General features: G+C 71.4%; 24 protein-coding genes and 1 riboswitch. Of the genes, 3 read left to right on the forward strand and 21 right to left on the reverse strand.

Translation table 11 applies throughout. The features are described from left to right. Positions 1–428 precede the first annotated feature (428 nt). Positions 429–1,784 (forward strand): CoA transferase, encoded by a 1,356-nt coding sequence (locus ACWGQ1_RS17545; protein ID WP_452313450.1) that lies wholly within the window; start codon positions 429–431, stop codon positions 1,782–1,784. Positions 1,785–1,839: 55 nt separating this feature from the next. On the opposite strand, the gene ACWGQ1_RS17550 is transcribed toward ACWGQ1_RS17545, so the two are convergent. The 3 genes from ACWGQ1_RS17550 to ACWGQ1_RS17560 are packed head-to-tail and all read right to left on the reverse strand — an operon-like array spanning position 1,840 to position 4,946. Continuing rightward, a complete protein-coding gene (locus ACWGQ1_RS17550; protein WP_452313451.1) occupies positions 1,840–2,640 on the reverse strand; it encodes a DUF4184 family protein in 801 nt (266 codons plus the stop codon). 12 nt (positions 2,641–2,652) lie between these two features. Next, positions 2,653–3,954, reverse strand: coding sequence for a tyrosine--tRNA ligase (gene tyrS / locus ACWGQ1_RS17555; RefSeq protein ID WP_205812629.1), 1,302 nt, complete (start codon positions 3,952–3,954; stop codon positions 2,653–2,655). 38 nt (positions 3,955–3,992) lie between these two features. Further along, positions 3,993–4,946 (reverse strand): aldo/keto reductase, encoded by a 954-nt coding sequence (locus ACWGQ1_RS17560; RefSeq protein ID WP_378803949.1) that lies wholly within the window; start codon positions 4,944–4,946, stop codon positions 3,993–3,995. A 53-nt stretch (positions 4,947–4,999) separates the two neighbouring features. On the opposite strand from ACWGQ1_RS17560, the gene ACWGQ1_RS17565 reads away from it, so the two are divergent. Then, entirely contained in the window at positions 5,000–5,362 is a 363-nt protein-coding gene (locus tag ACWGQ1_RS17565) for a MerR family transcriptional regulator (RefSeq protein WP_136044743.1), read from the forward strand. Position 5,363: 1 nt separating this feature from the next. On the opposite strand, the gene ACWGQ1_RS17570 is transcribed toward ACWGQ1_RS17565, so the two are convergent. Together ACWGQ1_RS17570 and ACWGQ1_RS17575 are read right to left on the reverse strand one after the other, a co-directional pair. After that, complete coding sequence (locus ACWGQ1_RS17570) at positions 5,364–6,167, reverse strand: hypothetical protein (protein ID WP_136044744.1); 804 nt, start codon at positions 6,165–6,167, stop codon at positions 5,364–5,366. Beyond that, positions 6,164–6,808 carry a SatD family protein gene (locus tag ACWGQ1_RS17575; RefSeq protein ID WP_136034247.1) on the reverse strand — a complete coding sequence of 215 codons (645 nt, stop codon included), beginning with the start codon at positions 6,806–6,808 and terminating at the stop codon, positions 6,164–6,166. Before ACWGQ1_RS17575 ends, ACWGQ1_RS17570 begins: the two co-directional genes overlap by 4 nt. A gap of 59 nt (positions 6,809–6,867) precedes the next feature. On the opposite strand from ACWGQ1_RS17575, the gene ACWGQ1_RS17580 reads away from it, so the two are divergent. Further along, complete coding sequence (locus tag ACWGQ1_RS17580) at positions 6,868–7,455, forward strand: DUF1349 domain-containing protein (RefSeq protein ID WP_452313452.1); 588 nt, start codon at positions 6,868–6,870, stop codon at positions 7,453–7,455. A gap of 60 nt (positions 7,456–7,515) precedes the next feature. Here the strand turns inward: ACWGQ1_RS17580 and argH are convergent, their stop codons facing one another. The 16 genes from argH to ACWGQ1_RS17660 form a co-directional block, all read right to left on the reverse strand. Then, complete coding sequence (argH, locus tag ACWGQ1_RS17585; RefSeq protein WP_206253210.1) at positions 7,516–8,946, reverse strand: argininosuccinate lyase; 1,431 nt, start codon at positions 8,944–8,946, stop codon at positions 7,516–7,518. After that, positions 8,946–9,875, reverse strand: coding sequence for an ornithine carbamoyltransferase (gene argF / locus ACWGQ1_RS17590; protein WP_452313453.1), 930 nt, complete (start codon positions 9,873–9,875; stop codon positions 8,946–8,948). The genes argH and argF overlap by 1 nt, the downstream gene beginning before the upstream one ends. After that, complete coding sequence (locus ACWGQ1_RS17595) at positions 9,872–11,077, reverse strand: acetylornithine transaminase (RefSeq protein WP_452313454.1); 1,206 nt, start codon at positions 11,075–11,077, stop codon at positions 9,872–9,874. Before ACWGQ1_RS17595 ends, argF begins: the two co-directional genes overlap by 4 nt. Continuing rightward, a complete protein-coding gene (gene argB / locus ACWGQ1_RS17600) occupies positions 11,074–11,991 on the reverse strand; it encodes an acetylglutamate kinase (protein ID WP_136044381.1) in 918 nt (305 codons plus the stop codon). The genes ACWGQ1_RS17595 and argB overlap by 4 nt, the downstream gene beginning before the upstream one ends. Next, complete coding sequence (argJ, locus tag ACWGQ1_RS17605) at positions 11,988–13,145, reverse strand: bifunctional glutamate N-acetyltransferase/amino-acid acetyltransferase ArgJ (protein WP_206253206.1); 1,158 nt, start codon at positions 13,143–13,145, stop codon at positions 11,988–11,990. Before argJ ends, argB begins: the two co-directional genes overlap by 4 nt. After that, positions 13,142–14,206, reverse strand: coding sequence for an N-acetyl-gamma-glutamyl-phosphate reductase (gene argC, locus ACWGQ1_RS17610; RefSeq protein WP_452313455.1), 1,065 nt, complete (start codon positions 14,204–14,206; stop codon positions 13,142–13,144). Before argC ends, argJ begins: the two co-directional genes overlap by 4 nt. Before the next feature lie 239 nt (positions 14,207–14,445). Further along, the gene (locus ACWGQ1_RS17615) at positions 14,446–16,596 is read right to left on the reverse strand and encodes a bifunctional hydroxymethylpyrimidine kinase/phosphomethylpyrimidine kinase (RefSeq protein WP_452313456.1); all 2,151 of its coding nucleotides are present in this window, start codon (positions 16,594–16,596) and stop codon (positions 14,446–14,448) included. Then, positions 16,593–17,441, reverse strand: a complete 849-nt coding sequence (gene thiM, locus ACWGQ1_RS17620; RefSeq protein ID WP_452313457.1) for a hydroxyethylthiazole kinase — start codon at positions 17,439–17,441, stop codon at positions 16,593–16,595. Before thiM ends, ACWGQ1_RS17615 begins: the two co-directional genes overlap by 4 nt. After that, positions 17,432–17,525: riboswitch (TPP riboswitch) on the reverse strand. It overlaps the preceding gene by 10 nt. A gap of 7 nt (positions 17,526–17,532) precedes the next feature. Beyond that, the gene (locus ACWGQ1_RS17625; protein ID WP_452313458.1) at positions 17,533–18,522 is read right to left on the reverse strand and encodes an NAD-dependent epimerase/dehydratase family protein; all 990 of its coding nucleotides are present in this window, start codon (positions 18,520–18,522) and stop codon (positions 17,533–17,535) included. A gap of 81 nt (positions 18,523–18,603) precedes the next feature. Next, the gene (gene pheT / locus ACWGQ1_RS17630) at positions 18,604–21,108 is read right to left on the reverse strand and encodes a phenylalanine--tRNA ligase subunit beta (protein WP_452313459.1); all 2,505 of its coding nucleotides are present in this window, start codon (positions 21,106–21,108) and stop codon (positions 18,604–18,606) included. Further along, positions 21,108–22,148, reverse strand: a complete 1,041-nt coding sequence (gene pheS / locus ACWGQ1_RS17635; protein ID WP_136034273.1) for a phenylalanine--tRNA ligase subunit alpha — start codon at positions 22,146–22,148, stop codon at positions 21,108–21,110. Before pheS ends, pheT begins: the two co-directional genes overlap by 1 nt. Positions 22,149–22,197: 49 nt before the next feature. Further along, positions 22,198–23,124 carry an amino acid ABC transporter permease gene (locus ACWGQ1_RS17640; RefSeq protein WP_206253196.1) on the reverse strand — a complete coding sequence of 309 codons (927 nt, stop codon included), beginning with the start codon at positions 23,122–23,124 and terminating at the stop codon, positions 22,198–22,200. Further along, positions 23,121–23,768, reverse strand: a complete 648-nt coding sequence (locus ACWGQ1_RS17645) for an amino acid ABC transporter permease (protein WP_136034277.1) — start codon at positions 23,766–23,768, stop codon at positions 23,121–23,123. The genes ACWGQ1_RS17640 and ACWGQ1_RS17645 overlap by 4 nt, the downstream gene beginning before the upstream one ends. A gap of 81 nt (positions 23,769–23,849) precedes the next feature. Next, positions 23,850–24,764 (reverse strand): glutamate ABC transporter substrate-binding protein, encoded by a 915-nt coding sequence (locus ACWGQ1_RS17650; protein WP_136034279.1) that lies wholly within the window; start codon positions 24,762–24,764, stop codon positions 23,850–23,852. 42 nt (positions 24,765–24,806) lie between these two features. Continuing rightward, on the reverse strand, positions 24,807–25,553 hold the full coding sequence (locus tag ACWGQ1_RS17655; RefSeq protein WP_136034321.1) for an amino acid ABC transporter ATP-binding protein: 747 nt from the start codon (positions 25,551–25,553) through the stop codon (positions 24,807–24,809). Between the two features lie 273 nt (positions 25,554–25,826). Further along, positions 25,827–26,277: TAXI family TRAP transporter solute-binding subunit (locus ACWGQ1_RS17660; protein WP_452313460.1), on the reverse strand; the 451-nt coding region annotated here is incomplete at its 5' end.

Below are 26,277 nucleotides of genomic sequence, written 5' to 3' on the forward strand. Positions count from 1 at the left end.
CATTTGACAAGTGCACGCTGTTGAGTTCTCAAGGATCGGATGCTCCCACGACCCAGCCATCACAACCAGGCCCGCAGGGCAACTTCTCTATCTTAGCCATCCCGACTCGCTTGTCAAATCAGCGCGCCGGGCGGATCGAGGATCCGCTGCACAGCTGAGACAGCCGCAGAAGGGGTGGATCTCCCATCCTAGACGCACGCGCCTGATCTCTCAAGAGAGAAGGAGTGGGAGGTGGTTCTCCGCTTGAGGGGGGTGAAGCTCTGGGCTTCTCCGCTTCCCTGTGGGGCGAACAAGTAATAAGTTACGTGGGTTCCGGGGTTCTGGCAAATCGGGGCACCACCCCCGGGCGTGTCGGCACCGCGACAGGACCACATCAGCCCGGATCAGCCGGGTTTTTCCGCTCGGAAGCCGCGGAGTAGCATCGCGCCATGGGCCCCCACCGTCCCTTCCCCCGTGCCGCCGCTCCCGCGAGGACCCGTCCGAGCGCCGCCCTGCTGCGCCGGGTCTGGACGGAGATCGGCGGAGAGCCCGCTGCCGTGCACGACGCGCTCCCAGACCTCGCCGGTCTAGGCGACGTCCCGCTCCCTGCCCGTACCGCCGCCGGGGAACTCGCGCTGGGGAGCACGGCCGCCGCGACGCTGGCGGCGGGGCGCAGGGTCGCGGACCTGGATGTCGCCCGGGTCGCCGCCGCATACCGGAGCGACCGCCTCCTCACGGTCGACGATGCTCCCCCGCCCGTCTGGTCTCCCCTGTCGGGGTTCTGGACCACCGCCGACGGGTGGATCCGGACGCACGGCAACTACCCCCATCACGCTCGCGGGCTCCGGTCCGCCCTGGGGCTCGCGCCTGACGCCGGCCGCCCCGACGTCGCCGCAGCTCTTGCCACGCTCCCCTGCGACGAGGCCGTCCGGCGGATCGTGCACCACGGAGGACTCGCGGTCTCCGTGCGGGCCGAGCAGCCGGAGCACGACGCCCGTCTCCGCACCATGCCTCTGATCGAGGTCACCCGTGCCGGCGATACCGCGCCCTCCGGTCGTCCGACGTCCGGGCCTCCGTCTCCCCTCGCCGGAATCCGCGTGCTCGATCTCACGCGCGTGATCGCCGGTCCCGTCTGCACACGCACACTCGCCCTGCTCGGTGCCGACGTGCTGCGGATCGATCCCCCGGCCATCGCCGAGCTCCCCTGGCAGCACCTCGACACCGGTCACGGGAAGCGCAGCACGATCCTCGATGCCCGTGACCCGGCGATGTCCGCTCTGCTCGCCACCGCCGACGTGGTCGTCCTGGGGTACCGTCCGGCGTCGCTCGCACGACTCGGCCTGTCTCCCGACACCCTCGTCGAGAGGTACCCCGGTCTCGTCGTGGCCGAGCTCAGCGCGTGGGGTGCCGACGCGCCGGAGCGCGCGGGCTTCGACAGCCTGGTGCAGGCGGAGAGCGGAATCGCGGTGATCGAGGGCGACGACGGCGTACCCGGAGCGCTGCCCGCACAGGCGCTCGACCACAGCAGCGGCTACCTGCTCGCCGCGGCGGTGACCACGCTGCTCGGACGGCGTGCGCGCGAGGGCGGATCCTGGATCGCACGCACCTCGCTGCGCCGGGTCGCCGCCGAACTTCTCGGGATGCCGCGCCGCACGGACCCGGTCGCTGCGCCGGATCCGGACGCGGCCTCGCACGAGGCGACGTTCGACGTCGACGGGGTATCCCTCGTCACCGCGGCACCGGTCATCCCCGGCACGGCGTTCACGGCGCCGCACCCGTGGGGATCGGACGCACCGCGCTGGTGACGACCGCGCTGGTGACGACCGCGCTGGTGACGACGGCCGCTGGTGCCGCGCGCGGTCAGCGCGACCGGACGGGGTCTCCTCGGCGCAGAGCCACCACGGCACACAGCACGAGAGTGAGCGCACCCCACACCGCGCACGCCGGAGGCAGCACGCGATACGCCAGGTGAGCGACGGTGAACTCCGCCGTGAAAGGACCGAGCACCGCGAGACCGATCACCCACGCCGCCGCCAGGATCACCGGCAGCGAGAGCCACCAGGTCACCCGCACCGGCGAGGGCAGCCACCGGGTGACCGCGTCGCGAGGCACCGCACGCCGCAGCCGCAGCGCGGCCCACAGCCCGAGGCCGAGCAACGCCAGCACGCTCGAGCCGTGCTGCACCCATTTGTACCCGAGCAGCGGACCCCAGTGCTCATCCAGCATCGGGAACAGCGCGACGCCCCAGCGCCCCTCGTGCGTGAACGCGTCCCACGCGATGTGCGACAGCACGCCGAGCACGAGCGACACCGCGAGCAGCAGCGGATACCAGGGGCGACCGAGACCGACCCCCACCGCACGGCCCGCGGCCACGGCGCCGCGGTCGTCCCACTCGCGCGGCAGCCGACGCGCGACCCACAGCGGCACCAGCTCACCGACCGACGGCCGCAGCACCAGGCGCCAGAGCAGGAAGAGCACGAACGCCAGCAGCGCCGTCCAGATCACGTTGGCCACGGTGTGCGTGAACGAGTAGTCGAGACCCACGCCGCGCAGGAACAGCGGGAGATCCGGCGTCATCGCGCCGATCGCGATCGCCGCGGGCACGAGGGGCGTGCGCACGAACGGCAGCGCGACGATCGCGTGACTCGGCGTGAACGGCATCCGGAGGCCGCGTCAGCTCAGGAACACGCCGGCGAGGGTCTTCTTGCCTCGGCGCAGCACCGAGACGCCACCGGGGAGAGTGCCCTGCACGGTCGCCGTGTCGTCCGCCACCCGCTCGCCGTCGAGCGACACTCCGCCCTGTGCGATGGCCCGCCGCGCCTCCGACAGACTCGACACGAGCCCGGTCGCGACCAGCGCATCGACCACGGGCGTCCCGGGCGCGACGGTCGCATGCGGCAGCTCATCGAGCGCGGAACGCAGCGTCGCCGGGTCGAGCGCGGTCAGGTCGCCCTGTCCGAACAGTGCCTCCGACGCGGCGATCACGGCCGCCGTGGCCTCGATGCCGTGCACGGTCGCCACGACCTCGAGCGCCAGACGCTTCTGCGCGGCGCGTCGGAACGGCTCGGTCGCGACGAGCTCGGCGTACTCCTCGATCTCGGCCCTCGTCAGGAACGTGAACACCTTGAGCCGCTCGATCACATCGGCGTCGGCCGTCGACAGCCAGAACTGGTAGAACGCGTACGGGCTGGTGAGCTCCGCATCGATCCAGATCGCGTTGCCCTCGCTCTTGCCGAACTTGGTGCCGTCGCTGTTCGTGATCAGGGGCGTGCCGATCGCGTGCACGGACACACCCTCGACACGGTGGATCAGATCGGTGCCGCTGGTCAGGTTGCCCCACTGATCGGACCCGCCCGTCTGCAGACGGCAGTCGTACTGACGGTAGAGCTCCAGGAAGTCGAGACCCTGCAGGATCTGGTAGCTGAACTCGGTGTAGCTGATGCCCGCGTCCGAGTTGAGGCGCGCGGCGACCGCGTCCTTCTTCAGCATCGTGCCCACGCGGTAGTGCTTGCCGATCTCGCGCAGGAAGTCGATGGCGGACAGCGGCGCGGTCCAGTCGAGGTTGTTCACCATGCGGGCCGCGTTGTCGCCCTCGAAGCTGAGGTAGCGCTCCACCTGTCCCCGCAGCCGATCCACCCACTCGGCCACCGTCTCGCGTGTGTTGAGCGTGCGCTCCGCGGTCGGACGGGGATCGCCGATGAGCCCGGTCGAGCCGCCGACGAGACCCAGCGGCCGGTGCCCGGCGAGCTGGAGCCGACGCAGCAGGAGCAGCTGCACCAGGTGACCCAGGTGCAGGCTCGGCGCGGTCGGATCGAACCCGCAGTAATACGTGATGGGGTCTCCCGCGAGCAGGGCGCGCAGCGCCTCCTGGTCGGTGGACACGTGGACCAGGCCACGCCATACGATCTCGTCCCACACGTTCTCGAACGTGGGATCGATCGCCTGGGGTGCGGTCGTCAGGTCGGGAGTTGACACGCGCTCCAGGCTAGCAGCGCGCGGTGCGGCATCCCGCCTCACACCGCACCGTCGAGCTCGGCGATCTCCTCGGGCGCGAGGGCGAGCTCGGCCGCGTCCAGCGCGGTGTCGAGCTGCGCGATCTTGCTCCCCCCGAGGATCGGCCGGATGCCGTGCGCGAGCAGCCATGCCAGCACGATCTGCCCGCGCTGGGCGTCGTGCGCGTGCGCGATCCGGTCGAGGACCGCGAGGCGCCGCGCGGTGCCGGGGTGGTCGTAGACCTCGGGGATCGCCTTCGCCGCGTTGTCGTACGCCCCGGACAGCAGGGGCGTGTACGCCCAGGTCTCCAGACCGTTCGCGGCGGCGTAGTCGCGCTGCTCGTCGCTCAGCACGCCGAACGGGTGCACCACCCCCGGCGGCAACGTGCCGGGGCGCACGCGCAGATAGGTCGCGTTGAGCTGGAGCGCATCGAGCGGCGCGCTGCCGATCGCCGCCGCGTGAGCGCGGGCCCGCTCGATGCGCCAGGCGGGATGATTGGACGCGCCGACGCGCCGGACCGTCCCGCTGCCGGTGAGCGACGCGAGGCCGTCGACCGTCCGCTCGATGGGGACGGCGCGATCCTCCTGGTGCAGCCAGAGCAGATCGATGGTGTCGACGCCCAGGCGCGACAGGCTGCCCTCGACAGCCTGCGCGATCGCCCGCGGCGACAGGCCCGTGCGGTGCGCGGGCCACGAGCCCGGCCACAGCGGTTCGGCACCGACCTTCGTCGACAGACGGATGCGCTCGCGGACACCGGGGCGAGCGGCGAGCCACCGACCGATCACCGCCTCGGACGCCCCGCCGTGCCCGGTGTCGCTGGCCCAGAAGCTGTAGCAGTCGGCGGTGTCGATCCAGCTGCCGCCGCGTTCGACGAAGCGGTCGAGCAGGGCGAAGGAGGTGTCCTCATCGATGAGGGTGCCGAAGGACATGGCACCGAGGACGATCGGGGATGCGCGATGCGGAGAAGCGGTCATGCAGGAAGCATGCAACCTGGAGCGCACTCCAGGTCAAGCCCTAGGATCACGGCATGACCACGACCTACACGCCGGCCGAGACCGCCGCCCGCTCCGGCTTCAGCATCGACACCCTGCGGTACTACGAACGCGAGGGCATCCTGCCCGCGGTGCCGCGCACGGCCGGAGGCCACCGGGTGTACACCGATGCGGAGCTCGGGCTGCTCGAGTTCCTCAAGTGCCTGCGCGAGACCGGGATGCCCGTGGAGCGTCTCCGGCGGTACGGGCAGCTGTGCCGCGACGACGACACCATCCCCGAGCGGATCGCCCTCCTGGAGGAACACGCCGAGACCGTGGAGCGGCAGCTCGCGGAGGTCCTCGCGCAGCAGCGCCGCCTCCAGGAGAAGCTGACCTGGTACCGGAGGCAGCTGGCCTGACTCAGGTGTGCGCGGCCCACCACACCAGGAACGCCGCACCGAGCCCGATGACCCAGCTGACGAGGCTGCCGACCAGGAAGTACTCGGCCCTGGCGCCGGTCTCTCCGTCGCGGGAGATCTCGGGGAACCGGACGATGCCCTTGGCCGCGAGCATGGCCGCCAGCACGGGATAGGCGGCCGCGAGGGTGAGGATCATCACCAGCACGCGCTCGAGCGGTCCGATGAGCCGCCCGCCCTTGAAGCCGTTGCGCGGATCGGTCGCCGGCAGCACCGCCTCCACCGGGGCATGCGCCGCACCCGCCGCGGCGGGTTCGGCGGTCTCGGGCGACGACGGCTCCGGGGCGACCGCGATCGGGGCGGGGTCGGCCGGCCGCCAGGTGTGCTCGCCGTCGAGGGCCGCCCGCACCACGAGGTTCGACGACTCCAGCAGGAAGACCCCGGCTCCGAGCGCGAGCACGGCGAGGTCGAACGACACCTCGCCGAAGGGCGACCGCAGCGTCCAGAGCTCGCCGATGAGCCCGGTCTCGTCGCGCGCACCCACCCACACGACCGCGCCGATGCTGAGGGCAGCCACGGCGACCGCGGGCCAGAAGCCGGCGCGGGAGGGTCGGCCGTCCGGCATGCTCCACACCCAGAGCGCACCTCCGGCGAGGCCCAGGACGGCCCAGAGGAGCGCCTCCCCTCCGATGCCGAGCAGCACGATGACCGCGGCGGCGACCACGTATCCGAGCCAGCGACGGGGCACGAACTGACGCACCAGATCGGCCGCGCCGATGGCGAGGAGCAGGAAGCCGGCGAGGATCATGCGCCCTCCCCTCGCAACGCCGCCAGTCCCTCGATGAGCGCCGCCGCCCCCGCACTGCGCAGGGACTTGGAGACGCTGGGCTGCGTGATGCTCTCCTGTGCCGCCAGCTCCTGCTGCGACCGGCCGATCAGCCGACCGTAGGTGAGGCGTCGCTCGCGCGCGGTCATGGCGCCGACGAGCTCGTCGCGGACGAGGACGTAGGCGTTGGCGGCGGCGATCACGGCGGGCATGACCTCATCCTGACCCGGGGCACCGACAATCCAGGTGCGCGTCCGCGGCACGGCGCGCTGTTCGCGGGCATGGACGGTCTCGATCGCGGCGCGCGCGGCATACCATCCCGGCCCGTCCGCGAGCTCACCGTGGATCGAATCGACGGCGCGCACCTCCCCCACGCCGATCCCGAAGCGGAAGGCGAGGTCGTCCGGCAGCCGCAGCTGGATCATCAGGAGCGAGGTGAGCGCATCGGTCAGCTCTCGATAGACGGCCTGCTGCTCGTCCCCTACCGTGGGCGTGAGCGGCTGCAGTGCGAGAGGTCGGTCGGACTCGACCTCGGCGATGGTGTCGTCGAGCGCCCGCTGGGCGGCACTGCGGTCGTCGAGCTCGCGGGAGCCCACGATGTCGGCGATCACGGCGATGACCATGGAATAACCGTAGCACGAATAAGCAGAGTTTATGCATGTTTTGGTTATAGATCGGAGATATGCCTGATATGAGCATCATGCCCTGGAGCGCAGGAACCTGGACCCACGCGCCCGCCGACGTCGCGGACAGCGGAGCGCACCTCGACGTGACCGCCGCCGAGGGCAGCGACGCCTGGCGGCACACCGCGTACGGCTTCGTGCACGACACCGAGCACGCACTCCTCGCTCCCCTGGCCGTCGGCGAGGCGATGGAGGTGTCGTTCCGCGCCCCCTGGGAAGGACAGTTCGACCAGGCCGGCCTCTTCGTGCGCGCCGACGACGAGCACTGGGTCAAGGCGGGCGTCGAACACGCCGACGGCCACCTCGGGCTCGGCGCCGTCGTCACCGCCGTGGTCTCCGACTGGTCGGTCGGACACGTCGACGACTGGCGGGACAGCGAGATCACCGTCCGCGTCAGCCGCTGGCGCGACGCGCTGATCGTCCGCGCCGCCGCCGACGGCGGACCCTGGCGTCTCGTGCGGGTCGCGCCCTTCGACGGCGAGGCCCCCGCCGCGGCCGGACCGTTCCTCGCCGCACCCACGCGCGCCGGGCTCACCGTCCGCTTCACACGCTGGGAGCGGACCGCCGCAGACGCCGACCTGCACTAGCCGCGCGGGTCGAGACCGCCGAGACGGGAGCGGGCCGCGGACGACCGCGGCCCCCTCCGCTCACAGCCCGAGAGCGTGCGCCGCCGCCTGGGCCCTGGCCACCAGCTCGGCGCGCTGCTCGGCCACGCGCACCGGCGCGGTCCCGCCCACGCCCGACCGGGACGCCACGGAGCCCTCGATCGTCAGCACCTCCCGCACCGCGGGAACCAGGTGCTCGGACACCGACCGCAGCAGCTCGTCCGACGCCTCCTCCAGACCGATCCCCTGCTCTTCGCACGCGCGCACCAGCGCGCCGGAGATCTCGTGCGCATCGCGGAACGGCACCCGCTGCTTCACGAGCCACTCCGCCACGTCGGTCGCCAGGGAGAAGCCCTGCGGCGCCAGCTCCGCCATCCGCTCCGTGTCGAAGCGCAGCGTCGCGATCATCCCCGCGAACGCCGGCAGCACGACCTCGAGGGTCTGCACCGAATCGAACACCGGCTCCTTGTCCTCCTGCAGGTCGCGGTTGTACGCGAGCGGGAGGCCCTTGAGCGTCGCCAGCAGACCGGACAGGTTGCCGATCAGCCGCCCCGACTTCCCGCGCGCGAGCTCGGCGATGTCGGGGTTCTTCTTCTGCGGCATGATGCTCGAGCCCGTCGAGTACCCGTCGTCGAGCGTGACGAAGCCGAACTCGCGGGTGTTCCAGAGAATGATCTCCTCCGACAGGCGCGACAGATCCACGCCCGTCATCGCCGCGATGAACGCGAACTCGGCCACCACATCGCGCGCGGCCGTGCCGTCGAGCGAGTTCTCGGCCGGGCGATCGAGGCCCAGCTCGGTCGCGACGAGAGCCGGGTCCAGCCCCAGCGTCGAGCCGGCGAGCGCTCCCCCGCCGTAGGGCGAGACGCCCGCGCGACGACGCCAGTCGACCAGGCGCTCCAGCTCGCGCACGAGCGGCCACGCGTGCGCCTGGAGGTGGTGCGCGAGGAGCACGGGCTGGGCGTGCTGCAGGTGCGTGCGGCCGGGAAGGATCGCCTCGGGGTGAGCCTCGGCCTGCGCCACCAGGGCATCGATCACCCGCAGCAGGTCGCGCGCGATCACCCGGGCGTGATCGATCAGGTACATCCGGACGAGGGTCGCGATCTGGTCGTTCCGGCTGCGTCCGGCGCGCAGCCGACCGCCCAGCTCGGGCCCGAGCTCCGCGATCAGCGCCTGCTCCAGCGCACCGTGCACGTCCTCATCGGTCGGGACGGGCAGCAGCGTGCCGTCGGCGACCCTGCGAGCCACCGCGTCCAGCCCGTCGTGCATGCGCTGGGCCTCGTCCGGCTCCAGATACCCGGCCGCGGCGAGCGCCGTGGCGTGCGCGTGCGAACCCGCGATGTCGTACGGCGCCAGGATCCAGTCGAAGTGGGTCGAGCGGCTGAGCTCCACCAGCTCGGGCGAGGGGCCCGTGGCGAAGCGGGCGCCCCACAGCGCGCCCTCGTTCGTGCCCTCGTGCGTCTGTCCGGTCATCACGCGCCCTTCTTGCCGAGCAGCCACACCAGCAGCGCCTTCTGCGCGTGCAGGCGGTTCTCCGCCTCGTCCCACACCACGCTCTGCGGCCCGTCGATCACCGACGAGTCCACCTCGTAGCCACGATCAGCGGGCAGGCAGTGGATGAAGATCGCCTCGTCGTCGGCGAGCTGCATGGTCTCCGGCGTCACCTTGTAACCGCCCAGATCGCGGATGCGCGCGATCTTCTCCTCTTCCTTGCCCATCGACACCCAGGTGTCGGTCACCACGACGTCGGCACCGGCCGCCGCCTCGACCGGGTCGGTGAACAGGGTGATGGAGCCGCCGGTCTCGGCCGCACGGCGGTCGGCGGCCTCGATCACATCGGCGCGCGGCGCGTAGTCCTCGGGCGAGGCGATCCGCACGTGCATGCCCGCCGTGACCCCGGCGAGCGCGTAGGAGTGGGCCATGTTGCTCTGCCCGTCACCGAAGAACGTCAGGGTCAGTCCCTTCAGGTCGCCCTTGTGCTCGCGGATGGTCAGCAGGTCGGCGAGGAGCTGACAGGGGTGGAAGTCGTCGGACAGGGCGTTGATGACGGGAACGCGGGTGCCCTCCGCCATCTCCTCGAGTCCCGCCTGCGCGTACGTGCGCCACACGATCGCGGCGACCTGGCGCTCCAGCACCCGTGCGGTATCGGACGGCGTCTCCTTGCCGCCCAGCTGGCTGCTCGCGGTCGAGATGATCAGCGGGCTGCCGCCCAGATCCGCGATGCCCACCGCGAACGACACCCGGGTGCGGGTGGACGACTTGTCGAAGATCACGGCGACGGTCTGCGGGCCCGCGAGGCTCTTGTCGGCCCAGCGGTCCTTCTTGAGCTCGAGGGCGAGGTCGAGGATCTCCGCCTGCTCGGCGGGCGTGAGGTCGTCGTCGCGCAGCAGGTGGCGGGTCATGCGGGTACCTTTCCGGGGGCGGAGGAGTGGACGTCGGCGAGGCTCGCCGCGAACAGCTCGCGGAACTCGGCCAGCTCGGCGTCGCCGATCGTGAGGGCGGGCGCGATGCGCACGGTCTCGGGGTTCGCGGCGTTCACGATCAGACCGCGCTCCTGGGCTGCCGCGACCACGGCTCCGGCGACCGGCTCGGTGAGCGCGACGCCGACGAGGAGGCCACGGCCGCGGACACCCGCGAGGAGCGGCGAGTCGATGCCCAGGATGATCTCGCGCAGCTCGGCGCCACGGCGGGCCGCATTGCCGACCAGATCCGCGCGTTCGATCTCGGCCAGCACCGCGTCGGCCACGGCGGTCGCGAGCGGGTTGCCGCCGAACGTGGAGCCGTGGGATCCGGGAGTGAACAGGGCGCTCGCGGCACCGTAGGTGACCAGGGCCCCGATCGGGAACCCGCCGCCGATGCCCTTGGCGAGCGTGATCGCGTCGGGCGTGACGCCCTCGTGACTGAAGCCGAACCACGCGCCCGTGCGGCCGGCACCGGTCTGGATCTCGTCGACGATCAGCAGAGCCCCGTGCGCGAGCGTGAGCGAGCGCGCCGCCGCGAGGTAGCCCTCGGGCAGCTCGACGACACCGGCCTCGCCCTGGATGGGCTCGACGATGACGGCCGCGACCCGGTCGTCCATCGCGGCCTCCAACGCCTCGACGGTGGCCGGGATGTGCTCCACCCCGCCCGGCATCGGAGCGAACGGCGCGCGCATCGACTCCTTCGCCGTCAGCGCGAGGGACCCCATGGTGCGACCGTGGAACCCGTTCTCCAGCGCGAGGATGCGCGGGCGCTCCGCTCCACCGTGCAGGCGCGCGAGCTTGAATGCCGCCTCGTTGGCCTCGGCCCCCGAGTTGGAGAAGAACACGCGCCCGTCGATGCCGGCACCCGCGAGACGCTTGAGCCGTGCGGCGAGCGCGAGCTGCGGCGGCGTCGCGAAGTAGTTCGAGACGTGCGCGAGCGTGGCCGCCTGCGTGGCGACCGCGTCGACGAAGACCGGGTGCGCGTGACCGAGCGAGGTCACGGCGATGCCGGCGAGGAAGTCGAGGTAGCGTCGGCCGTCGGCATCCCACAGGTACGAGCCCTCTCCACGGGTCAGCAGCGCCAGCCGCTCCCCCGCGTTGAGCACGAGATCACGTGCCGCGTCGTCCTGCCAGGCGGTCATGCCGTCGCCCCTTTCTCTCCCAGGACTACTTCGGTCCCGATTCCCTTGCTGGTGAACAGTTCGACGAGCACCGAGTGCGGTACCCGTCCGTCGATGATCGCCGCGGCGTCCACGCCGCCCTCGACCGCGTCCAGGCACGCCCGCATCTTCGGGATCATGCCCGACTCCAGGCGCGGCAGCATCTCGATCAGCGCATCCGAGGTGAGGTGCGACACGAGCGAGTCGCGGTTGGGCCAGTCGGCGTACAACCCCGGCACGTCGGTGAGGATCACCAGCTTGCGCGCCCCGAGCGCCACGGCGAGTGCCGCGGCGGCCGCATCCGCGTTCACGTTCAGCGACTGGCCGGGGTGGTCGAGGTCGGGCGCGATGCTCGAGATGACCGGGATGCGACCGGCCGCGAGGTGGTCGAGCACCGCGGTGGGGTCGACCTGCACCACGTCGCCGACCCGGCCGAGGTCGATCTCCTCGCCGTCGACGACCACGCCGCGGCGACGCCCGCCGAACAGACCGGCGTCCTCTCCGCTGAGCCCCGTGGCGATCGGCCCGTGCGAGTTGATCTTCGCCACGAGCTGCGGGTTCACCTGCCCGGTGAGCACCATGCGCACGACACTGATCGCCTCGGTATTGGTGACGCGGTATCCGCCCTTGAACTCGCTCGGGATCTCCAGCCGCTGCAGCATGTCGGAGATCTGCGGCCCGCCGCCGTGCACGACCACGGGCTGCACGCCGACGTAGCGGAGGTAGGCGATGTCCTGCGCGAAGGCCTCCTGCAGCTCGTCCGAGACCATCGCGTTGCCGCCGTACTTGACCACGACGATCTGGTCGCGGAAGGTCTTCAGCCACGGCAGCGACTCGATCAGCGTGGTCGCCTTCTGCGCGGCGACGTCGGGCGTGGTGTCCTGGATGTCGGTCATGAGGCGTAGGCGCTGTTCTCGTGCACGTAGTCGTGGGTCAGGTCGTTCGTGAGCACCGTCGCGGTGGCCTCGCCGACCTTGAGGTCGATCAGCAGGTGGGTGGCGCGCGGTGTGAGGTCGACCTCCTCGCGCGGACGGTCGGGGCCGCCCGCCGTGCACACCCGGACCCCGTTCATCCACACGTCCACGTCGTACGGGTCGAACTGCGCGTTGGTGGTGCCGATCGCCGCGAGCACCCGCCCCCAGTTGGGGTCGTTGCCGAAGATCGCGGCCTTGAAGAGGTTGTTGCGCGCGACCGAACGGCCCACCTCGACGGCCTCCTGCTCGGTGACGGCGTGACGCACCTCGATCGTGATGTCGTGGCTCGCGCCCTCCGCATCACCCTGCAGCTTCACCGCGAGCTCCTGGCAGAGCGCGGTGAGCGCCTCAGCGAAGTCGTCGAGGTCCGGCACGACCTCGGAGGCCCCGTTGGCCAGCAGCGTGACCTGGTCGTTGGTCGACATGCACCCGTCCGAGTCGAGCCGGTCGAAGGTCTGTCCCGTCGCACGGCGCAGCGCCTCATCGGCCTGCAGCGGCTCCAGCACCGCGTCGGTCGTGAGCACCACGAGCATGGTCGCCAGGCCCGGGGCGAGCATGCCCGCGCCCTTCGCCATGCCGCCGATCGTCCAGCCGTCGCGCGACACGACAGCGGTCTTCGCGACCGTGTCGGTGGTCATGATGGCGTGTGCGGCGCTCTCTCCCCCGTCGGCGCTGAGCTCGGCGATGGCCTGCGCCGTGCCCTCGAGCACCTTGGCGCGGAAGGCTTCGTCGCCCGTGCCGATCAGGCCCGTCGAGCAGACGAGCACGTCGCCCGCGCTGATGCCCAGCAGCTCGGCGGCCGTCTCGGCGGTCTGGTGCGTGGTCTGGAAGCCGAAGCTGCCGGTGAAGCAGTTCGCCCCGCCCGAGTTGAGCACCACGGCCTCGACCACCCGGTCGGCCACGGCCTGCTGCGACCAGATGATGGGGTTCGCCTTGGCGCGGTTGCTGGTGAACACCGCGGCTCCGACCTTGCGCGGGCCCCGGTTCACGACCACGGCGACGTCGGGCTTGCCGGTGGACTTGAGGCCGACGGCGACCCCGGCTGCTTCGAATCCTGCGGGTGCGGTAACGCTCACGGGGCGACTCCGTTGATCGAGAGGGCACGGGCCTCGGGGAGCCCCAGCGCGATGTTCATGGACTGGATGGCGGCACCGGCCGTGCCCTTGACGAGGTTGTCGACGGCGGTGACGACGGTGACCCGGTTGGCGGAGCGGTCGATCGCCAGGCCGATCAGGGCGGTGTTGGCGCCCAGGACGTCGGCGGTGCGGGGGAAGCTGCCCTCCGGCAGCAGCTGCACGAAGGTCTCTTCGCCGTACGCGCTCTCCCAGGCCGCGCGGATCTCCGCGTCGGTCGCGCCCTCGACGATCGGCGCGGTGGAGGTGGCGAGGATGCCCCGCGACATCGGGACGAGCACGGGCGTGAACGAGATGCGGATGTCGGCGCCCGAGGCGTCGGCGTCGGCCGGACGGGCCGCAGCGAGCGCCTGCCGGATCTCCGGGATGTGCCGGTGGGTGCCGCCGACCGCGTAGGGGTTGGCCGAGCCGAGGATCTCGCTGGCGAGCAGGTTCGGCTTGAGGCTCTTGCCCGCCCCGGACGGGCCGACGGCGAGGACCGACACGATGTCGGACGGGTCGATCACTCCGGCGGCGACACCCGGTGCGAGGCTCAGGCTGACCGTGGAGGCGTTGCATCCGGGAGCCGCGATGCGCGTCGCCCCGCGCAGCGCGTCGCGCTGCCGTGCGCCCGCGACCGGCAGCTCGGGAACGCCGTACGCCCACGGCTCATGGAACGCGCCGCCGTAGAAGGCGTCCCAGGCGGCCGACGAGGTGAGCCGGTGGTCGGCGCCCGCGTCGATCACCAGCGGAACGTCGCCGAGCGCGTCGGTGTACTGCCCCGACTGACCGTGCGGGAGGGCGAGGAACACGATGTCGTGACCGGCCAGGATCTCGGGAGTCGTGTCCTGGAGCGTGAGATGCGCGAGCGAGCGGAGGTGCGGCTGGTGGTCGACGAGCGGTTGACCGGCGTTCGAGTGCGCGGTGACGGTGCGGATCTCGATGTCGGGGTGGGCGGCCAGGAGGCGGAGGATCTCGCCGCCTGCATAGCCCGATGCGCCGGAGACGGCGACGGAGTACGTCATGCTTCTACCTTAACGGTCGGGTCCTCGACGATTTCGGGACCGGGGGCGGGGCCGAAGGCGGCGACACCGGCACTCGACCGCCGCGCACGCGCAGGCAGGAGGGCGGAGTCGCCTAGAGTCGGCGGCCGCGGCGTCGGCGCACAGCGATGACGCTCGGAGCGAGCGTCGAAGGAGCGGTGGCGGCCGAAGGCATGTCGCGACAGTAGCGCGGCCGTCGTCGCCACCGCAAATCCCCACCGTCATCCGACGGCTGCGGCCTCCAGCGGCGCGGCGAAGAACGCCAGCTCGTGTGCGCTCGACGTGCGGAACGCGCGCCGCATGCGCTCCCGTCCGGAGGCGTCAGACCGCGATGCCGCCGCGGTCGCGAAAGCGATGGCCTGCGCCGTCGCCTCCTCGAACGCCGGATCGGCGTAGGTCGACAGCCACGAGGCATAGGGGTGATCGGGATCACGGGCCTCCGCGCCGAAGTCTCCCGCGTGCAGCCGCCTGCCCAGATCGGTGTACAGCCAGAAGCACGGCAGCACGGCGGCGACGAGCTCGGCATGATCGCCGCCGAACGCGACCGACCGCAGATGGTCGAGGTACGCGGTGGTCGCGGGCGCGGGTTCCGCCGCGAACGTCTCCGCGCTCACCCCGCGCTCGGGCGTGAGCCACGACGCGTGCAGCTCCAGCTCCCCCACGATCGATCCGTGCGCCGCGTGCGCCCAGAACGCCTGCTCCGCCGAGGTGGGGGCGGTCCGCGCCGCGGCCGCGAGCACCCTCGCGTACTCGCGCAGGTACAGCGCATCCTGCGCGAGGTAGAACAGGAACGGCTCGCGCGCGAGTGTGCCGTCGGCGAGACCGCGGAGGAAGGGCAGCGCGTCGATCCCGTCGCGCACGTCGGCGATGTCCTGCCACCAGTCGCCGGCGATCTCCTCCGCCGTCTGCCGGGTTTCCAGGTCGCCGCGGTCCCACATTCCAGCGAAATGGTGGACGGGCCCATGTCCCTGCCCCACGGCGAGCGCACCCGCCGCCCGCAGCGACTCTCGCAGCCAGGCGCGCGCGGCATGCACCGCGTCGGACGGCGTGAGACCGCGGGCGAGCAGGGTGGCGAGCGCCGACGACAGGGAACAGCCGGTGCCGTGCGTGTTGGTGGTGGGGATGCGCGCCCCGGGGAACTCGTCCCGCAGGCCGCGGTCCGCGTCCACCAGCGCATCCGGCGCCTCGTCACCCGTGAGATGCCCACCCTTCACGAGCACCGCGGCGCCGATGTCGGCCGACAGCTCCTCAGCAGCGGCGAGCGCATCCGGCCAGTCAGTGACGGGGCGACCGACCAGCACGGCGAGCTCGGCGAGGTTCGGCGTGACCACCGTGGCGCGCGTCAGCAGCCCCCGCAGTTCACACTCCGCGTCGGGGGCGAGCAGACGGTCGCCCGATGTCGCCACCATGACCGGGTCGAGCACCACCACCGGGGGACGCTGCACATCGAGCCAGTCGGCCACCGTGCGGATGACCTCGGCGTCGGCGAGCATCCCGATCTTCACGGCGTCGATGACGATGTCGTCGGACACGGCGTCCAGCTGCGCGCGGAGGAAATCCGCCGGAGGAACGTGGACCGCCCGCACTCCCCGCGTGTTCTGCGCCGTGAGGGCGGTGAGCGCCGCCATCCCGTATCCGCCGTTCGCGGCGATCGCCTTCAGGTCGGCCTGGATGCCGGCGCCGCCCGACGGGTCGCTGCCGGCGATGCTGAGCACACGCGGCACGACCCCCGCCTGCCAACGACGACGGAACGCGGAGGCCGTCTCCGCGGGGTCCGCGGCGGCGCAGAGCGCGGAGACCACGGCGAGCCCCGCCGCGCCTGCGGCCTGGAGCGCCTCGGTGTCATCGATGCCGACCCCGCCGATCGCGACGCACGGGAGCGGGCTCTCGGCCGCGAAGGCCGCGAACCCCCCGACGCCCAGCGGCTCCGGGTGGTCCGGTTTGGTGCTCGTGGGGCGGATCACCCCGACACCGAGGTAATCGATGGTGCCCTGCGGCAGTGCGCGCACGGCATCGAGGTGTTCACGGGTGTTCGCGGTGAGTCCGATGAGCGCGTCCGGACCGAGCAGCTCTCGCGCACGCCGCACCGACGCATCGGCCTGGCCGAGATGCACGCCGTCGACCCGCGCGCCGCGCGCCCGCGCCTCGACAGCGGCGTCCAGACGATCGTTGACCACCAGCAGCGCCCGCCCGTCGATCACGGCGGAGAGCGCGATCAGCTGCTCGACGGTCTCCTCGTGCGCGGCGTTCTTGTCGCGCAGCTGCACGATGCGTGCGCCGCCGTCGACCGCGCGGCGCACGGTCTCGACCACACCGCGCTTCCCGCACAGCCCGGGATCGGTGACGAGATACAGCGAGAAGTCGGCACTCATCGGGTCTCCTCCGACACGCGGGCGCCCGCGGCGACGTCATCCCCGGTCACGGCGTCGAGCGCGTCCAGCAGCGCGACAGCGAAAGTGCCGGGCCCTGCGGCGACCGGGGCGGCGTGCTCGGCCGCCACGGTGTAGACGAGGGTCGCCGCGGCGACCGCCGTGAGCGCATCGTCTCCCGTCTGCCGAGCGGTTCCGAGGAAGGCCGCCATCACGGCGCCCAGAGCACAGCCGCCACCCGTCACGCGCGTGAGCAGTTCGTGGCCGTTGGCGATGCGCACGACGCGATCGCCGTCGGTGATCAGGTCGACGGGCCCGGACACGGCCACCACGGCTCCCGTGGTGCGGGCGAGCTCCTGCGCCGCCCCGGCAGCGGCCTCGGGGCCGTCGGTCGCGTCGACGCCGCGACCGCCGGCCGTGTGGCCTGCCAGGGCGAGGATCTCGGACGCATTGCCGCGGATCGCGGTCGGACGCCGCGCCGCGAGCTCATGCGCGAGGGTCGTGCGCACCGGCAGCACGCCGATCGCGACCGGGTCGAGCACCCACGGGGTGCCGGACGCCGCGGCTCCCGTCACGGCCTCCACGCTCGCGGCGCGCTGCTCGGGCGTCGGCGTGCCCAGGTTGATCAGCAGACCGGAGGCCACACCGGCGAACATCTCGGCCTCGCCGACGATGTCGACCATCGCGGGCGCGGCGCCCAGGGCGAGCAGCACGTTGGCGGTGAAGCCCGTGACGACCGCGTTGGTGACGCAGTGCGTCAACGGAGGCGACTGCCGCAGCGCCTCCCGCAGTCTTCCCGCCGAGGCGGCGAGGTCGGGGGTGGAAACAGGACGCAGAAGATCGCTCATCGCGACATCCCTTCGCTAGTACGAACTAGATCAGGTTCGACGGGTGTGATCTCAGCCGCGGATGCGGCACCCCGTGTCACTGCCTCGCAGTCTAGCGAGCCCCGGCGGGTCCCTCCGTGACGGCCGCGAGGATCCGCAGCTCCTCGGCGCGGGTCAGCCCCGCCCTCCGTTCCCGGTCGACGCCGCGTGCGCGCTCGTCGTCGATCACGCGCGCGATCGTGTCGGCCAGCGGACGCAGCGCCCCGCCGCGCGCCCGATAGGCGGCGTTCGACCGCGTCATGAATCCGGTCATCTCCTCGGGCAACCAGAGCGGGAGCGAATGCGGGCCCATCCAGTACTCCACGCCCTGGGCCACCAGCCGATCCGCGTCGGCGATCACCGTCGCCCCCTCGTGACCAGCGGCACGACGCACGGCGTCGAGCACCTCCCCGAGCGGACGCGCGTCGCCGATCGCATTCACGGGAGAACCGGGAGACGCGGTCACGAGGAACGCCGCCAGATCGTCCACATCGATCACCTGCGCGGTCTTCCCGTCGAGGGGCGGCAGGAGCACCGGACCGTCGGCCGCGCGGAGAAAGGCGGCGGCCCAGTAGCCGAAGCGGTCGCTGGGGTCTCCGTCGCCCACGATCAGCCCGGGACGCGCGACGAGCGCGCGTGCGCCGAGGGCCGCGACGGCGTCTTCCGCCGCGACCTTCTGGGCCGCGTAGTCGTCCTCCCCCTGGCCGTCACGCGCCGGCGCGTGACGCGGCGCGGACTCGTCGGCGCCCGCGGTCATGTCATCGGCGTACACCGACATCGACGACACGTACGTCCACTGCGCCGCACGATCGCCCAGGGCCGCGACGGCCCCCGCGACGTGCGCCGCCCGTGAGGAGACGTCCACGACGTGATCCCACTCGCGGCGGGCGACCTCCGCATAGGCGTCCGCTGCGTCCCGGTCGGCGACGATCAGCGCCGCCCCGTCGGGAGCGGCACGCCCCCCGCGCGCGAGGCAGGTCACGTCCGCGCCCGCCTCCAGCCAGCCGTGGGCAATCCGCCCCGAGAGCCAGCCCGTCCCGCCCAGGATCAGCACATCCGTCATGTGCCCATGTCAGCAGCATCCGGGGAAACGCGGAAGGCCTTCCGCTCAGGGCAGAGCGGAAGGCCTTCGCGACGGGGTCGATCAGTCGCGCAGTGCGGCGCCGAATCGCTCCGCCGCGACCGCGACACCCGCCAGCTTGGCGTCGGTCGCCTCCGCAGCGGTGAGCGTCCGGTCGTCGGCGCGGAAACGCAGCGCGAACGTCAGGCTCTTGGCTCCCTCGGACACGCCCTCACCGCGGTAGTCGTCGACCAGTCGCACCGACTCCAGCAGCGCGCCCGCCCCCTCGGCGAGCGCCGCCCGCACCTCGCCCGCCGGCACATCGGCGGCCACGGTCAGCGACACGTCCTGCGTGGCCGCAGGGAACGTCGACAGCGAGGCCGCCACGATCCGCGTCCCCGCGAGGGTGAGGATGCGGTCGAGGTCGAGCTCGAGCACGGTGGCGCGACCGGGCAGGTCGGCGTCCTCCGCCACCGAGGGGTGCAGCTCCCCGACGTAGCCGACCTCCTCGCCGGCCGCGACGAGCGCCCCGGTGCGGCCGGGATGCAGCGCGGCGCGCTGCGCCTGTCGCACGTCGATGTCGATGCCCGCGGCGGCAGCGATCACGCGCACGGCGTCGAGCGCCTCGACCAGCCCCGACGCCTCGGCGGGACGACCCGGCTGACGCGGCGACACGTTGCCGGTGAGGAGCACCGCGATGTGGCGCTCCTGGGGCGGGATGGACGCGTCGAGCGCGGCGAGCGTCTCGTCGGAGGGGCGCACGCCGAGCGGCGGCACCGTGTCGGTTCCGTACTCGACGCCCGGCTCCGGCAGGAACACGAGGCCCGTCTCGAAGAGGGCCAGGTCGGTCATGCCGCGGGCGATGTTGCGGTGCGCGGTCTGCAGCAGCCCCGGGATCAGCGAGCGGCGCAGGTACGGGGCCTGCCCGTCGAGCGGGTTCGCCAGGCGGATGCTCGGCAGGTGCTCGCCCGACGCGGAACCGTGCAGGTCGTTCTGCGCCTCGGTCGTGAACGGGAAGGCCGGCGTCTCGACGAAGCCCGCCGCCGCGAGTGCGTTCGCCACGCGGCGACGACCCTGCTGGTGGGCGGTGAGGCCGCGACCGGACGGCGGCGTCGGCAAGACCGCGGGGATGCGGTCGAGCCCGTGGATGCGGGCGACCTCCTCCGCGAGCGTCCACTTGTCGGTGAGGTCGGGTCGCCAGGTGGGCGGGATCACGGTCCAGCCGTCTTCGGCCTCCGTCACCTCGGCGCCGATGGTCGTGAGGGCGCCCGTGATCTCGTCGTCGGTGTAGTCCACGCCGATGAGCCCCTGCACGAAGCCGGCCGGCAGCGCGATGTCCTCCACGAACACCTCGGCGAACAGCGCGCCGCCCTCGTCGGTGAGCGTCCCGCCGGCGAGCTCGACCATGAGGTCGGCCGCCCGACGCGCCGCCACGAAGGGGATCAGCGGGTCGACGCCCCGCTCGAAGCGCTTGGACGCCTCACTGGGCAGCTTGTGGCGACGGGCCGTCCTGGCGATGGTCGTGGGGTCGAACGTCGCCGCCTCGATCAGCACGTTGCGCGTGGTGTCGCTCATCTCGGTCGTGCCGCCGCCCATGACACCGGCGAGGCCGATGGGTCCGGACTCGTCCGTGATGAGCAGGTCCTCCTCGTGCAGCGCACGCTCCACGCCGTCGAGCGTGGTCATCTTCTCGCCCGGCGTCGCGCGACGCACCGTGATGCCGCCCGCGAGCTTGTCCAGGTCGTAGCCGTGCAGCGGCTGCCCGAGCTCGAGCATCACATAGTTCGTGATGTCGATCAGCACGCCCAGCGACCGCATGCCGGCGAGGCTCAGCCGGGCGATCATCCACGGCGGCGTCGGGCGCGACGGGTCCACGTCCCGCACGACGCGCGTGACGAACTCGCTCGCACCGACGTTGCCGCGCACCGGGGCCCGGTCGTCGACGACGGTCGTGTGACCGGAGCCGGGCTGCAGCTCGGCGAAGTCGCGCTCGGCGGGGTCGCGGAAGGTCGCGCCCGTGGCGTGGGCGTACTCGCGGGCGACACCGCGGACCGAGAAGGCGTAGCCGCGATCGGGCGTCACGTTGATCTCCACCGCGACGTCGTCGAGGCCGAGCAGCGCGATGGCGTCGGTGCCCACCGGGGCATCGATGCCGAGGTCGGACAGCACGACGATGCCGTTGTGCTCGTCGCCGAGGCCGAGCTCGCGCGCGGAGGCGATCATCCCGTCGGACACGTGCCCGTAGGTCTTGCGCGCGGCGATCGGGAACGGGCCGGGCAGCACCGCACCGGGAAGGGTCACGACGACCTTGTCCCCGGCGGCGAAGTTGTGCGCCCCGCAGACGATCCCGCGGACGCCGCCGTGCTCCTCACCGACGTCCACCTGGCACCAGTTGATGGTCTTGCCGTTGGACTGGGGCTCCGGTTCGAGCGACACGACCTGGCCGACCACCACGGGACCCGTGATGGCGAAGCGGTGCACGTCCTCCTCTTCGAAGCCCACCGTCACCAGCGCCGCGAGGACATCCTCTGGCGTGGTCTCGGGAGCCAGATCGACGTACTCACGCAGCCACGAAAGCGGGACGCGCATCACACCACCATCCCGTACTGCTCGCTGAAACGGACATCGCCCTCGGCCATGTCGCGCATGTCCTGCACATCGCTGCGGAACATGAGTCCCCGCTCGATGCCCATGCCGAACGCGAAGCCGCTGTAGACCTCTGGATCGATCCCTGCCGCGCGCAGCACGTTCGGGTTGACCATGCCGCAGCCGCCCCACTCGATCCAGCGCGCGCCGCCCTTGAAGGTCGGGTGCCACAGGTCGAGCTCAGCGGACGGCTCCGTGAAGGGGAAGTAGTTGGTGCGGAAGCGCATCTTCGCCTCCGGGCCGAAGAGCTGACGCGCGAAGTGGTCGAGCGTGCCCTTCAGGTGCGCCATCGTGATGCCCTTGTCGATCACGAGCCCCTCGAACTGCGTGAACACCGGCAGGTGCGTGGCGTCGAACTCGTCGGTGCGGTACACCCGCCCGGGGCACAGCACGTAGATCGGCACCTCGCGGTCGAGCATCGAGCGCACCTGCACCGGGCTGGTGTGCGTGCGCATCACCAGGTGACGCGAGGTCGGGTCGACGTAGAACGTGTCCTGCTCCTGGCGAGCGGGGTGATCGACGTCGAAGTTCAGCGCGTCGAAGTTGAACCACTCGTGCTCGAGCTCCGGCCCCTCCGCGATCTCCCATCCCATGCCGACGAAGATGTCCTCGACCTGGTCCTGGAGCAGCGTGAGCGGGTGGCGGGCACCGACGCGCGTGCGCGAGGGGACCGCGGTGATGTCGACCCGCTCAGCCTCGAGCCGTGCGGCGACCTCGGCGGCGGCCAGCTCGGCCTCCTTCGCCGCGAGCGCCTGGGTCACGCGCCCCCGCCCCTGGCCCACGAGCTTGCCGAACGCGGCCTTGTTCTCGGGGGCGACCTGGCGCATCGAGGCGTTCAGGACCGCGAGCGGCGATCCCTCGGCGACGTGCGCGGCTCGGGCGGCTTTCAGCTCGGCGGTGTCGGCGGCCGCATCGATCGCCGCGAGGGCGTCGGCGACGGCGGCTTCGACCGCGTCGGGGGTGATTTCCGGAGACTCTGACACGGGAGTCGAGTCTACCGGCGCGGGACGAGCGTCCCGCGCCGGTCGCGACTCAGAGACCCGGACCTCCGGCGCTGTCGGCGTCGAACTTCCCCGCACCCTTCTGGAGCACGATGAGCGAGGTGTTGGTCTCGCCGCCGTGCTGCCGCGGATCGGGCTCGGCCGGTCCCGCCTTCGGCGAGCGCTTCGCCCGACGCTGCAGCCGGTAGGCGATGTAGGAGAGCAGGAGACAGACCGCGACGTACATCGAGCCGCCGACGATCGCCGCCGGGATCAGCGGCGAGCCGTAGGGCGCCTGGTTGCCGATCTGGTTGATGACGTACAGCAGCTCCTGATACGTGATGATGAAGCCGAGCGCGGTGTCCTTCAGCGCCACCACGAGCTGCGCGATGATCACGGGCATCATGGCCCGCACGGCCTGCGGGAGCAGGATGAGCGACATGACCCCCGTCTTGCGCAGACCGATCGCGTAACCGGCCTCCTGCTGTCCGCGCGGCAGCGACTCGATCCCGGCGCGCAGGACCTCGGCGAGAACGGAGCCGTTGTAGACGATCAGCGCGATGACCACGGCCCAGTAGGGCGGCATCTTGACGCCGAGCACGGGAAGACCGTAGTAGAGCAGCATCATCAGGATCAGGACGGGCACGGCCCGCAGGATCTCGATGATCCACCGCACGGGCTCACGCACCCAGGCGTGCTCGGAGAGCCGGCCGATGCCGAGGACGAAACCGAGCACGAGGGAGCCGACCCCCGCGACCGCGAAGGCGGCCAGGGTGCTCAGCAGTCCCTCGCCGAAGCGCACCCAGACCGCGGAGTAGGTGAAGATGTTCCACTTCTCGGGGGCGAACTGGCCGGTGGCGTACAACCGCCAGACCACCCAGCCGAGGACGGCCAGCACCACCAGCACCGTGACGGCGCCGATGAGACGGTTGCGGGCGACCGCGCGGGGCCCGGGGACGTCGAACAGGACGGAACTCATCGCGCGATCCTCCACTTGTTCTCGAGCACGCGCTGCACCCAGCTGAGCAGCAGCACGAGCACGACGAAGATGACCATGACCCACAGCAGCACGACCAGCGCGTTCTCGCCGCGCTCGCTCAGTGCCGCCCGGATGGTGCCGAGGTTGACCACCGAGAACCCGGCGGCCACCGTGGTGTTCTTCATGAGGGCGATCAGCACGCTCATGAGCGGCGGGACCACGGACCGCGTCGCCTGCGGGAGCACGACGTAGCGCATGACCTGGCCGAAGTTCAGTCCGATCGCCCGCGCGGCCTCCGCCTGCCCGACCGGGACCGTGTTGATGCCGGCGCGGATGGCCTCCGCGACATAGGTGGCGGTGTAGAGGCCCAGCGCGATCACGGCGAGGAGCAGGGCGTTGACCCGCTCCCCCAGCAGGATCGGGAGGCAGAACGCGAAGAAGAACATCACCAACGTGAGCGGGGTGTTGCGGATCCAGTTCACGTACACGCCACCGACGGCGCGCGCGATCGGAACCGGCGACACCCTGGCCGCGCCCACGATGAGGCCGAGCACCACGGCGATGAGGCCACCGCCGAGGAACAGCGCGATGGTCCCCCACAGCGCTTCACCCCAGAGATCGAGGTGGTCTGAGATCACTCCCACTGCTGTGCCTTTCGGTTCGTTTCTACGTCAGATGAGGCGACGGAAGCGGGGCGGGCGACCGTGCCACCCGCCCCGCGGTGATCAACCGACCGGGTCGACCTCGGGCTGCTCCGCCTTCACACCGGAGGCACCGAGGTTGTTGTCGAAGATCTGCTGCCAGATGTCGCCACCGTCGGTCAGCTGCGTGTTGAAGTACTCGACCAGCGCGTCGTCGCCCTTGGCCACGCCGATGCCGTAGCGCTCCTCGCTGAAGGGCTCGCCGACGACCTTCAGGTTGTCGGGGTCCTGCGCGGCGTAGCCGATGAGGATGGCCTCGTCGGTCGTGACCGCGTCGACCTGACCGTTCTTCAGGTCCTCGACGCACTTGGAGTACGTGTCGTACTCCTTGGTCGGGACATCGGGGTAGTTCGTCTTGATGTTCTGGATCGGGGTCGAGCCGGTCGCCGAGCACACCGTGGTGGACGAGCTCAGGTCGTCCACGCTCTCGATGTCGCTGTCGGCGCCGACGAGGAGGCCCTGACCGGTGACGAAGTACGGGCCGGCGAAGGAGATCTGCTCCTTGCGCTTGTCGGTGATCGAGTACGTGCCGACGTAGTAGTCGATGTCGCCGTTGACGATGGCCTGCTCGCGGTTCGCGGAGGCGATCGCCTGGAACTCGATCTTCTCCGGGTCCACGCCGAGCGATGCGGCCATCCAGCGCGCGATGTCGACGTCGAAGCCGGTGCGGTCGCCGGTCACGGGGTCGAGGTAGCCGAGACCGGGCTGGTCCTCCTTGACGCCGACCTTGACGGTCCCCGACTCCGAGATCCGGTCGAAGGTCGGGCTGCCGTCGATGCTGACGTCCTCCAGCACCGTCCACGGCGTGGCGCTCGAGGTGTCCTCGTCGCCGTCCTCGGGTGCTCCGGTGCTGGACGGGGTGCCGCTGTTGCAGGCGGTCAGGGCGAGCAGCGCCGCCGCCGCGATCCCGATGCCTGCCAGTGTCCGTGTGCGTCGCATGTGCGTCTCCTTCGTGTGCTGTGGGTGCAGGGTCTGGTGGGGTCAGTGAGTGAGGAGCTTCGAGAGGAAGTCCTTGGCGCGGTCGCTCTTCGGGTTGGTGAAGAACTCCTCCGGCTTCGCCTCCTCGACGATCCGGCCGTCGGCCATGAACACGACACGGTCGGCGGCCTTGCGCGCGAAGCCCATCTCGTGCGTGACGACGATCATCGTCATGCCGTCCTGGGCGAGCTCGACCATGACGTCGAGGACCTCGTTGATCATCTCCGGGTCGAGCGCACTGGTGGGCTCGTCGAACAGCATGACCTTGGGCTGCATCGCCAGGGCCCGCGCGATCGCGACGCGCTGCTGCTGACCGCCGGAGAGCTGCGCGGGGAGCTTGTTCGCCTGCTGCGCGACGCCCACGCGCTTCAGCAGCGTCATCGCCTCGGCCTCGGCCTCCGACTTCTTGAGGCCGCGGACCTTGATCGGCCCGAGCGTCACGTTCTCCAGGATCGTGAGGTGGGCGAAGAGGTTGAACGACTGGAACACCATGCCGACGTCGGCGCGCAGGTGCGCGAGCGCCTTGCCCTCGGCGGGGAGCTCCTTGCCGTCGATGCGGATCGAGCCGCTCGTGATCGTCTCCAGGCGGTTGATCGTGCGACACAGCGTCGACTTGCCCGACCCGGACGGGCCGATCACGACGACGACCTCGCCGGTGTTCACGGTCAGGTCGATGTCGCTGAGCGCCTGGAACTCGCCGTAGTGCTTCTGGACGTTCTCCACGACGACGAGAGGGGTTTCAGAGGTCATCATTTCTCCAAACTAGCCACGCGTTGCGCGCGGTTCCAGGCACCACGGTGAGGTTTACACGTTCGTAATCACCTGATCGCGGCGACAATGCGGCAGTGCAGGGTCGCCCCACGGCCCGCCCCCTCGGGCCGTGGGATCGCCCTGCTGCCACGCTCCCAGCGACAGCAGGCAGCAGGTGTCCGATCGTGTGCGATCGACCTCACCCTGGCAGAGCTGCTCGGGTGTCGTCCGACTTCTTGAGGATTTCTTGAGCAGCCGGACGGCCGCCACGGATCAGCCCCGCAGGTCGCGGTAGTACTCCTGCGCGCCGGGGTGCAACGGCACCGGACCCGTGAAGATGGCCGACCTCCGGTCGAGCAGCGCCGCCGCCGGCACCTGTTGCGCGAGAGCCGTCCTGGCATCGAACAGCGTCGCCAGCACATCCCGCACCACCCCCGCGGGCGTCGAGCCCGCCGTGACCAGGTAGTTCGGCACGGCGAGGGTGGTGACCGCGGCAGCGAGCCCGTACGTCCCCGCCGGCACGTCGGCGGGCCTGTACGCGTGCGAGTAGCGGTCGTTGACCTCGTTCACCCACTCCTGCTCGATCGGCAGCAGGCGCACGTCCGCGGTCCGTGCCAGCTGCGCGATCCCCGGGGTCGGCAGCCCGCCCACCCAGAAGAACCCGTCGAGCTCGCCCTCCGCCATGGCTGCGATCGACGCACCGAGGTCGAGCTGGGGGTCGCGG

The sequence above is a fragment of the Microbacterium sp. NPDC055599 genome (assembly GCF_053618975.1).

Coding starts and splice junctions, on each gene's coding strand:
- ACWGQ1_RS17655 (WP_136034321.1), bottom strand. CDS start 25,553: ATGACCTCTGAAACCCCTCTCGTCGTCGTGGAGAACGTCCAGAAGCAC.
- ACWGQ1_RS17595 (WP_452313454.1), bottom strand. CDS start 11,077: ATGACCGCCTGGCAGGACGACGCGGCACGTGATCTCGTGCTCAACGCG.
- ACWGQ1_RS17640 (WP_206253196.1), bottom strand. CDS start 23,124: ATGAGTTCCGTCCTGTTCGACGTCCCCGGGCCCCGCGCGGTCGCCCGC.
- ACWGQ1_RS17650 (WP_136034279.1), bottom strand. CDS start 24,764: ATGCGACGCACACGGACACTGGCAGGCATCGGGATCGCGGCGGCGGCG.
- argB (WP_136044381.1), bottom strand. CDS start 11,991: ATGACCGACATCCAGGACACCACGCCCGACGTCGCCGCGCAGAAGGCG.
- pheT (WP_452313459.1), bottom strand. CDS start 21,108: ATGCGCGTCCCGCTTTCGTGGCTGCGTGAGTACGTCGATCTGGCTCCC.
- ACWGQ1_RS17580 (WP_452313452.1), top strand. CDS start 6,868: ATGCCTGATATGAGCATCATGCCCTGGAGCGCAGGAACCTGGACCCAC.
- argF (WP_452313453.1), bottom strand. CDS start 9,875: ATGACCCGCCACCTGCTGCGCGACGACGACCTCACGCCCGCCGAGCAG.
- ACWGQ1_RS17545 (WP_452313450.1), top strand. CDS start 429: ATGGGCCCCCACCGTCCCTTCCCCCGTGCCGCCGCTCCCGCGAGGACC.
- thiM (WP_452313457.1), bottom strand. CDS start 17,441: ATGAGCGATCTTCTGCGTCCTGTTTCCACCCCCGACCTCGCCGCCTCG.
- argH (WP_206253210.1), bottom strand. CDS start 8,946: ATGACCGGACAGACGCACGAGGGCACGAACGAGGGCGCGCTGTGGGGC.
- argC (WP_452313455.1), bottom strand. CDS start 14,206: ATGACGTACTCCGTCGCCGTCTCCGGCGCATCGGGCTATGCAGGCGGC.
- ACWGQ1_RS17625 (WP_452313458.1), bottom strand. CDS start 18,522: ATGACGGATGTGCTGATCCTGGGCGGGACGGGCTGGCTCTCGGGGCGG.
- ACWGQ1_RS17565 (WP_136044743.1), top strand. CDS start 5,000: ATGACCACGACCTACACGCCGGCCGAGACCGCCGCCCGCTCCGGCTTC.
- ACWGQ1_RS17575 (WP_136034247.1), bottom strand. CDS start 6,808: ATGGTCATCGCCGTGATCGCCGACATCGTGGGCTCCCGCGAGCTCGAC.
- ACWGQ1_RS17570 (WP_136044744.1), bottom strand. CDS start 6,167: ATGATCCTCGCCGGCTTCCTGCTCCTCGCCATCGGCGCGGCCGATCTG.
- ACWGQ1_RS17615 (WP_452313456.1), bottom strand. CDS start 16,596: ATGAGTGCCGACTTCTCGCTGTATCTCGTCACCGATCCCGGGCTGTGC.
- ACWGQ1_RS17560 (WP_378803949.1), bottom strand. CDS start 4,946: ATGACCGCTTCTCCGCATCGCGCATCCCCGATCGTCCTCGGTGCCATG.
- ACWGQ1_RS17550 (WP_452313451.1), bottom strand. CDS start 2,640: ATGCCGTTCACGCCGAGTCACGCGATCGTCGCGCTGCCGTTCGTGCGC.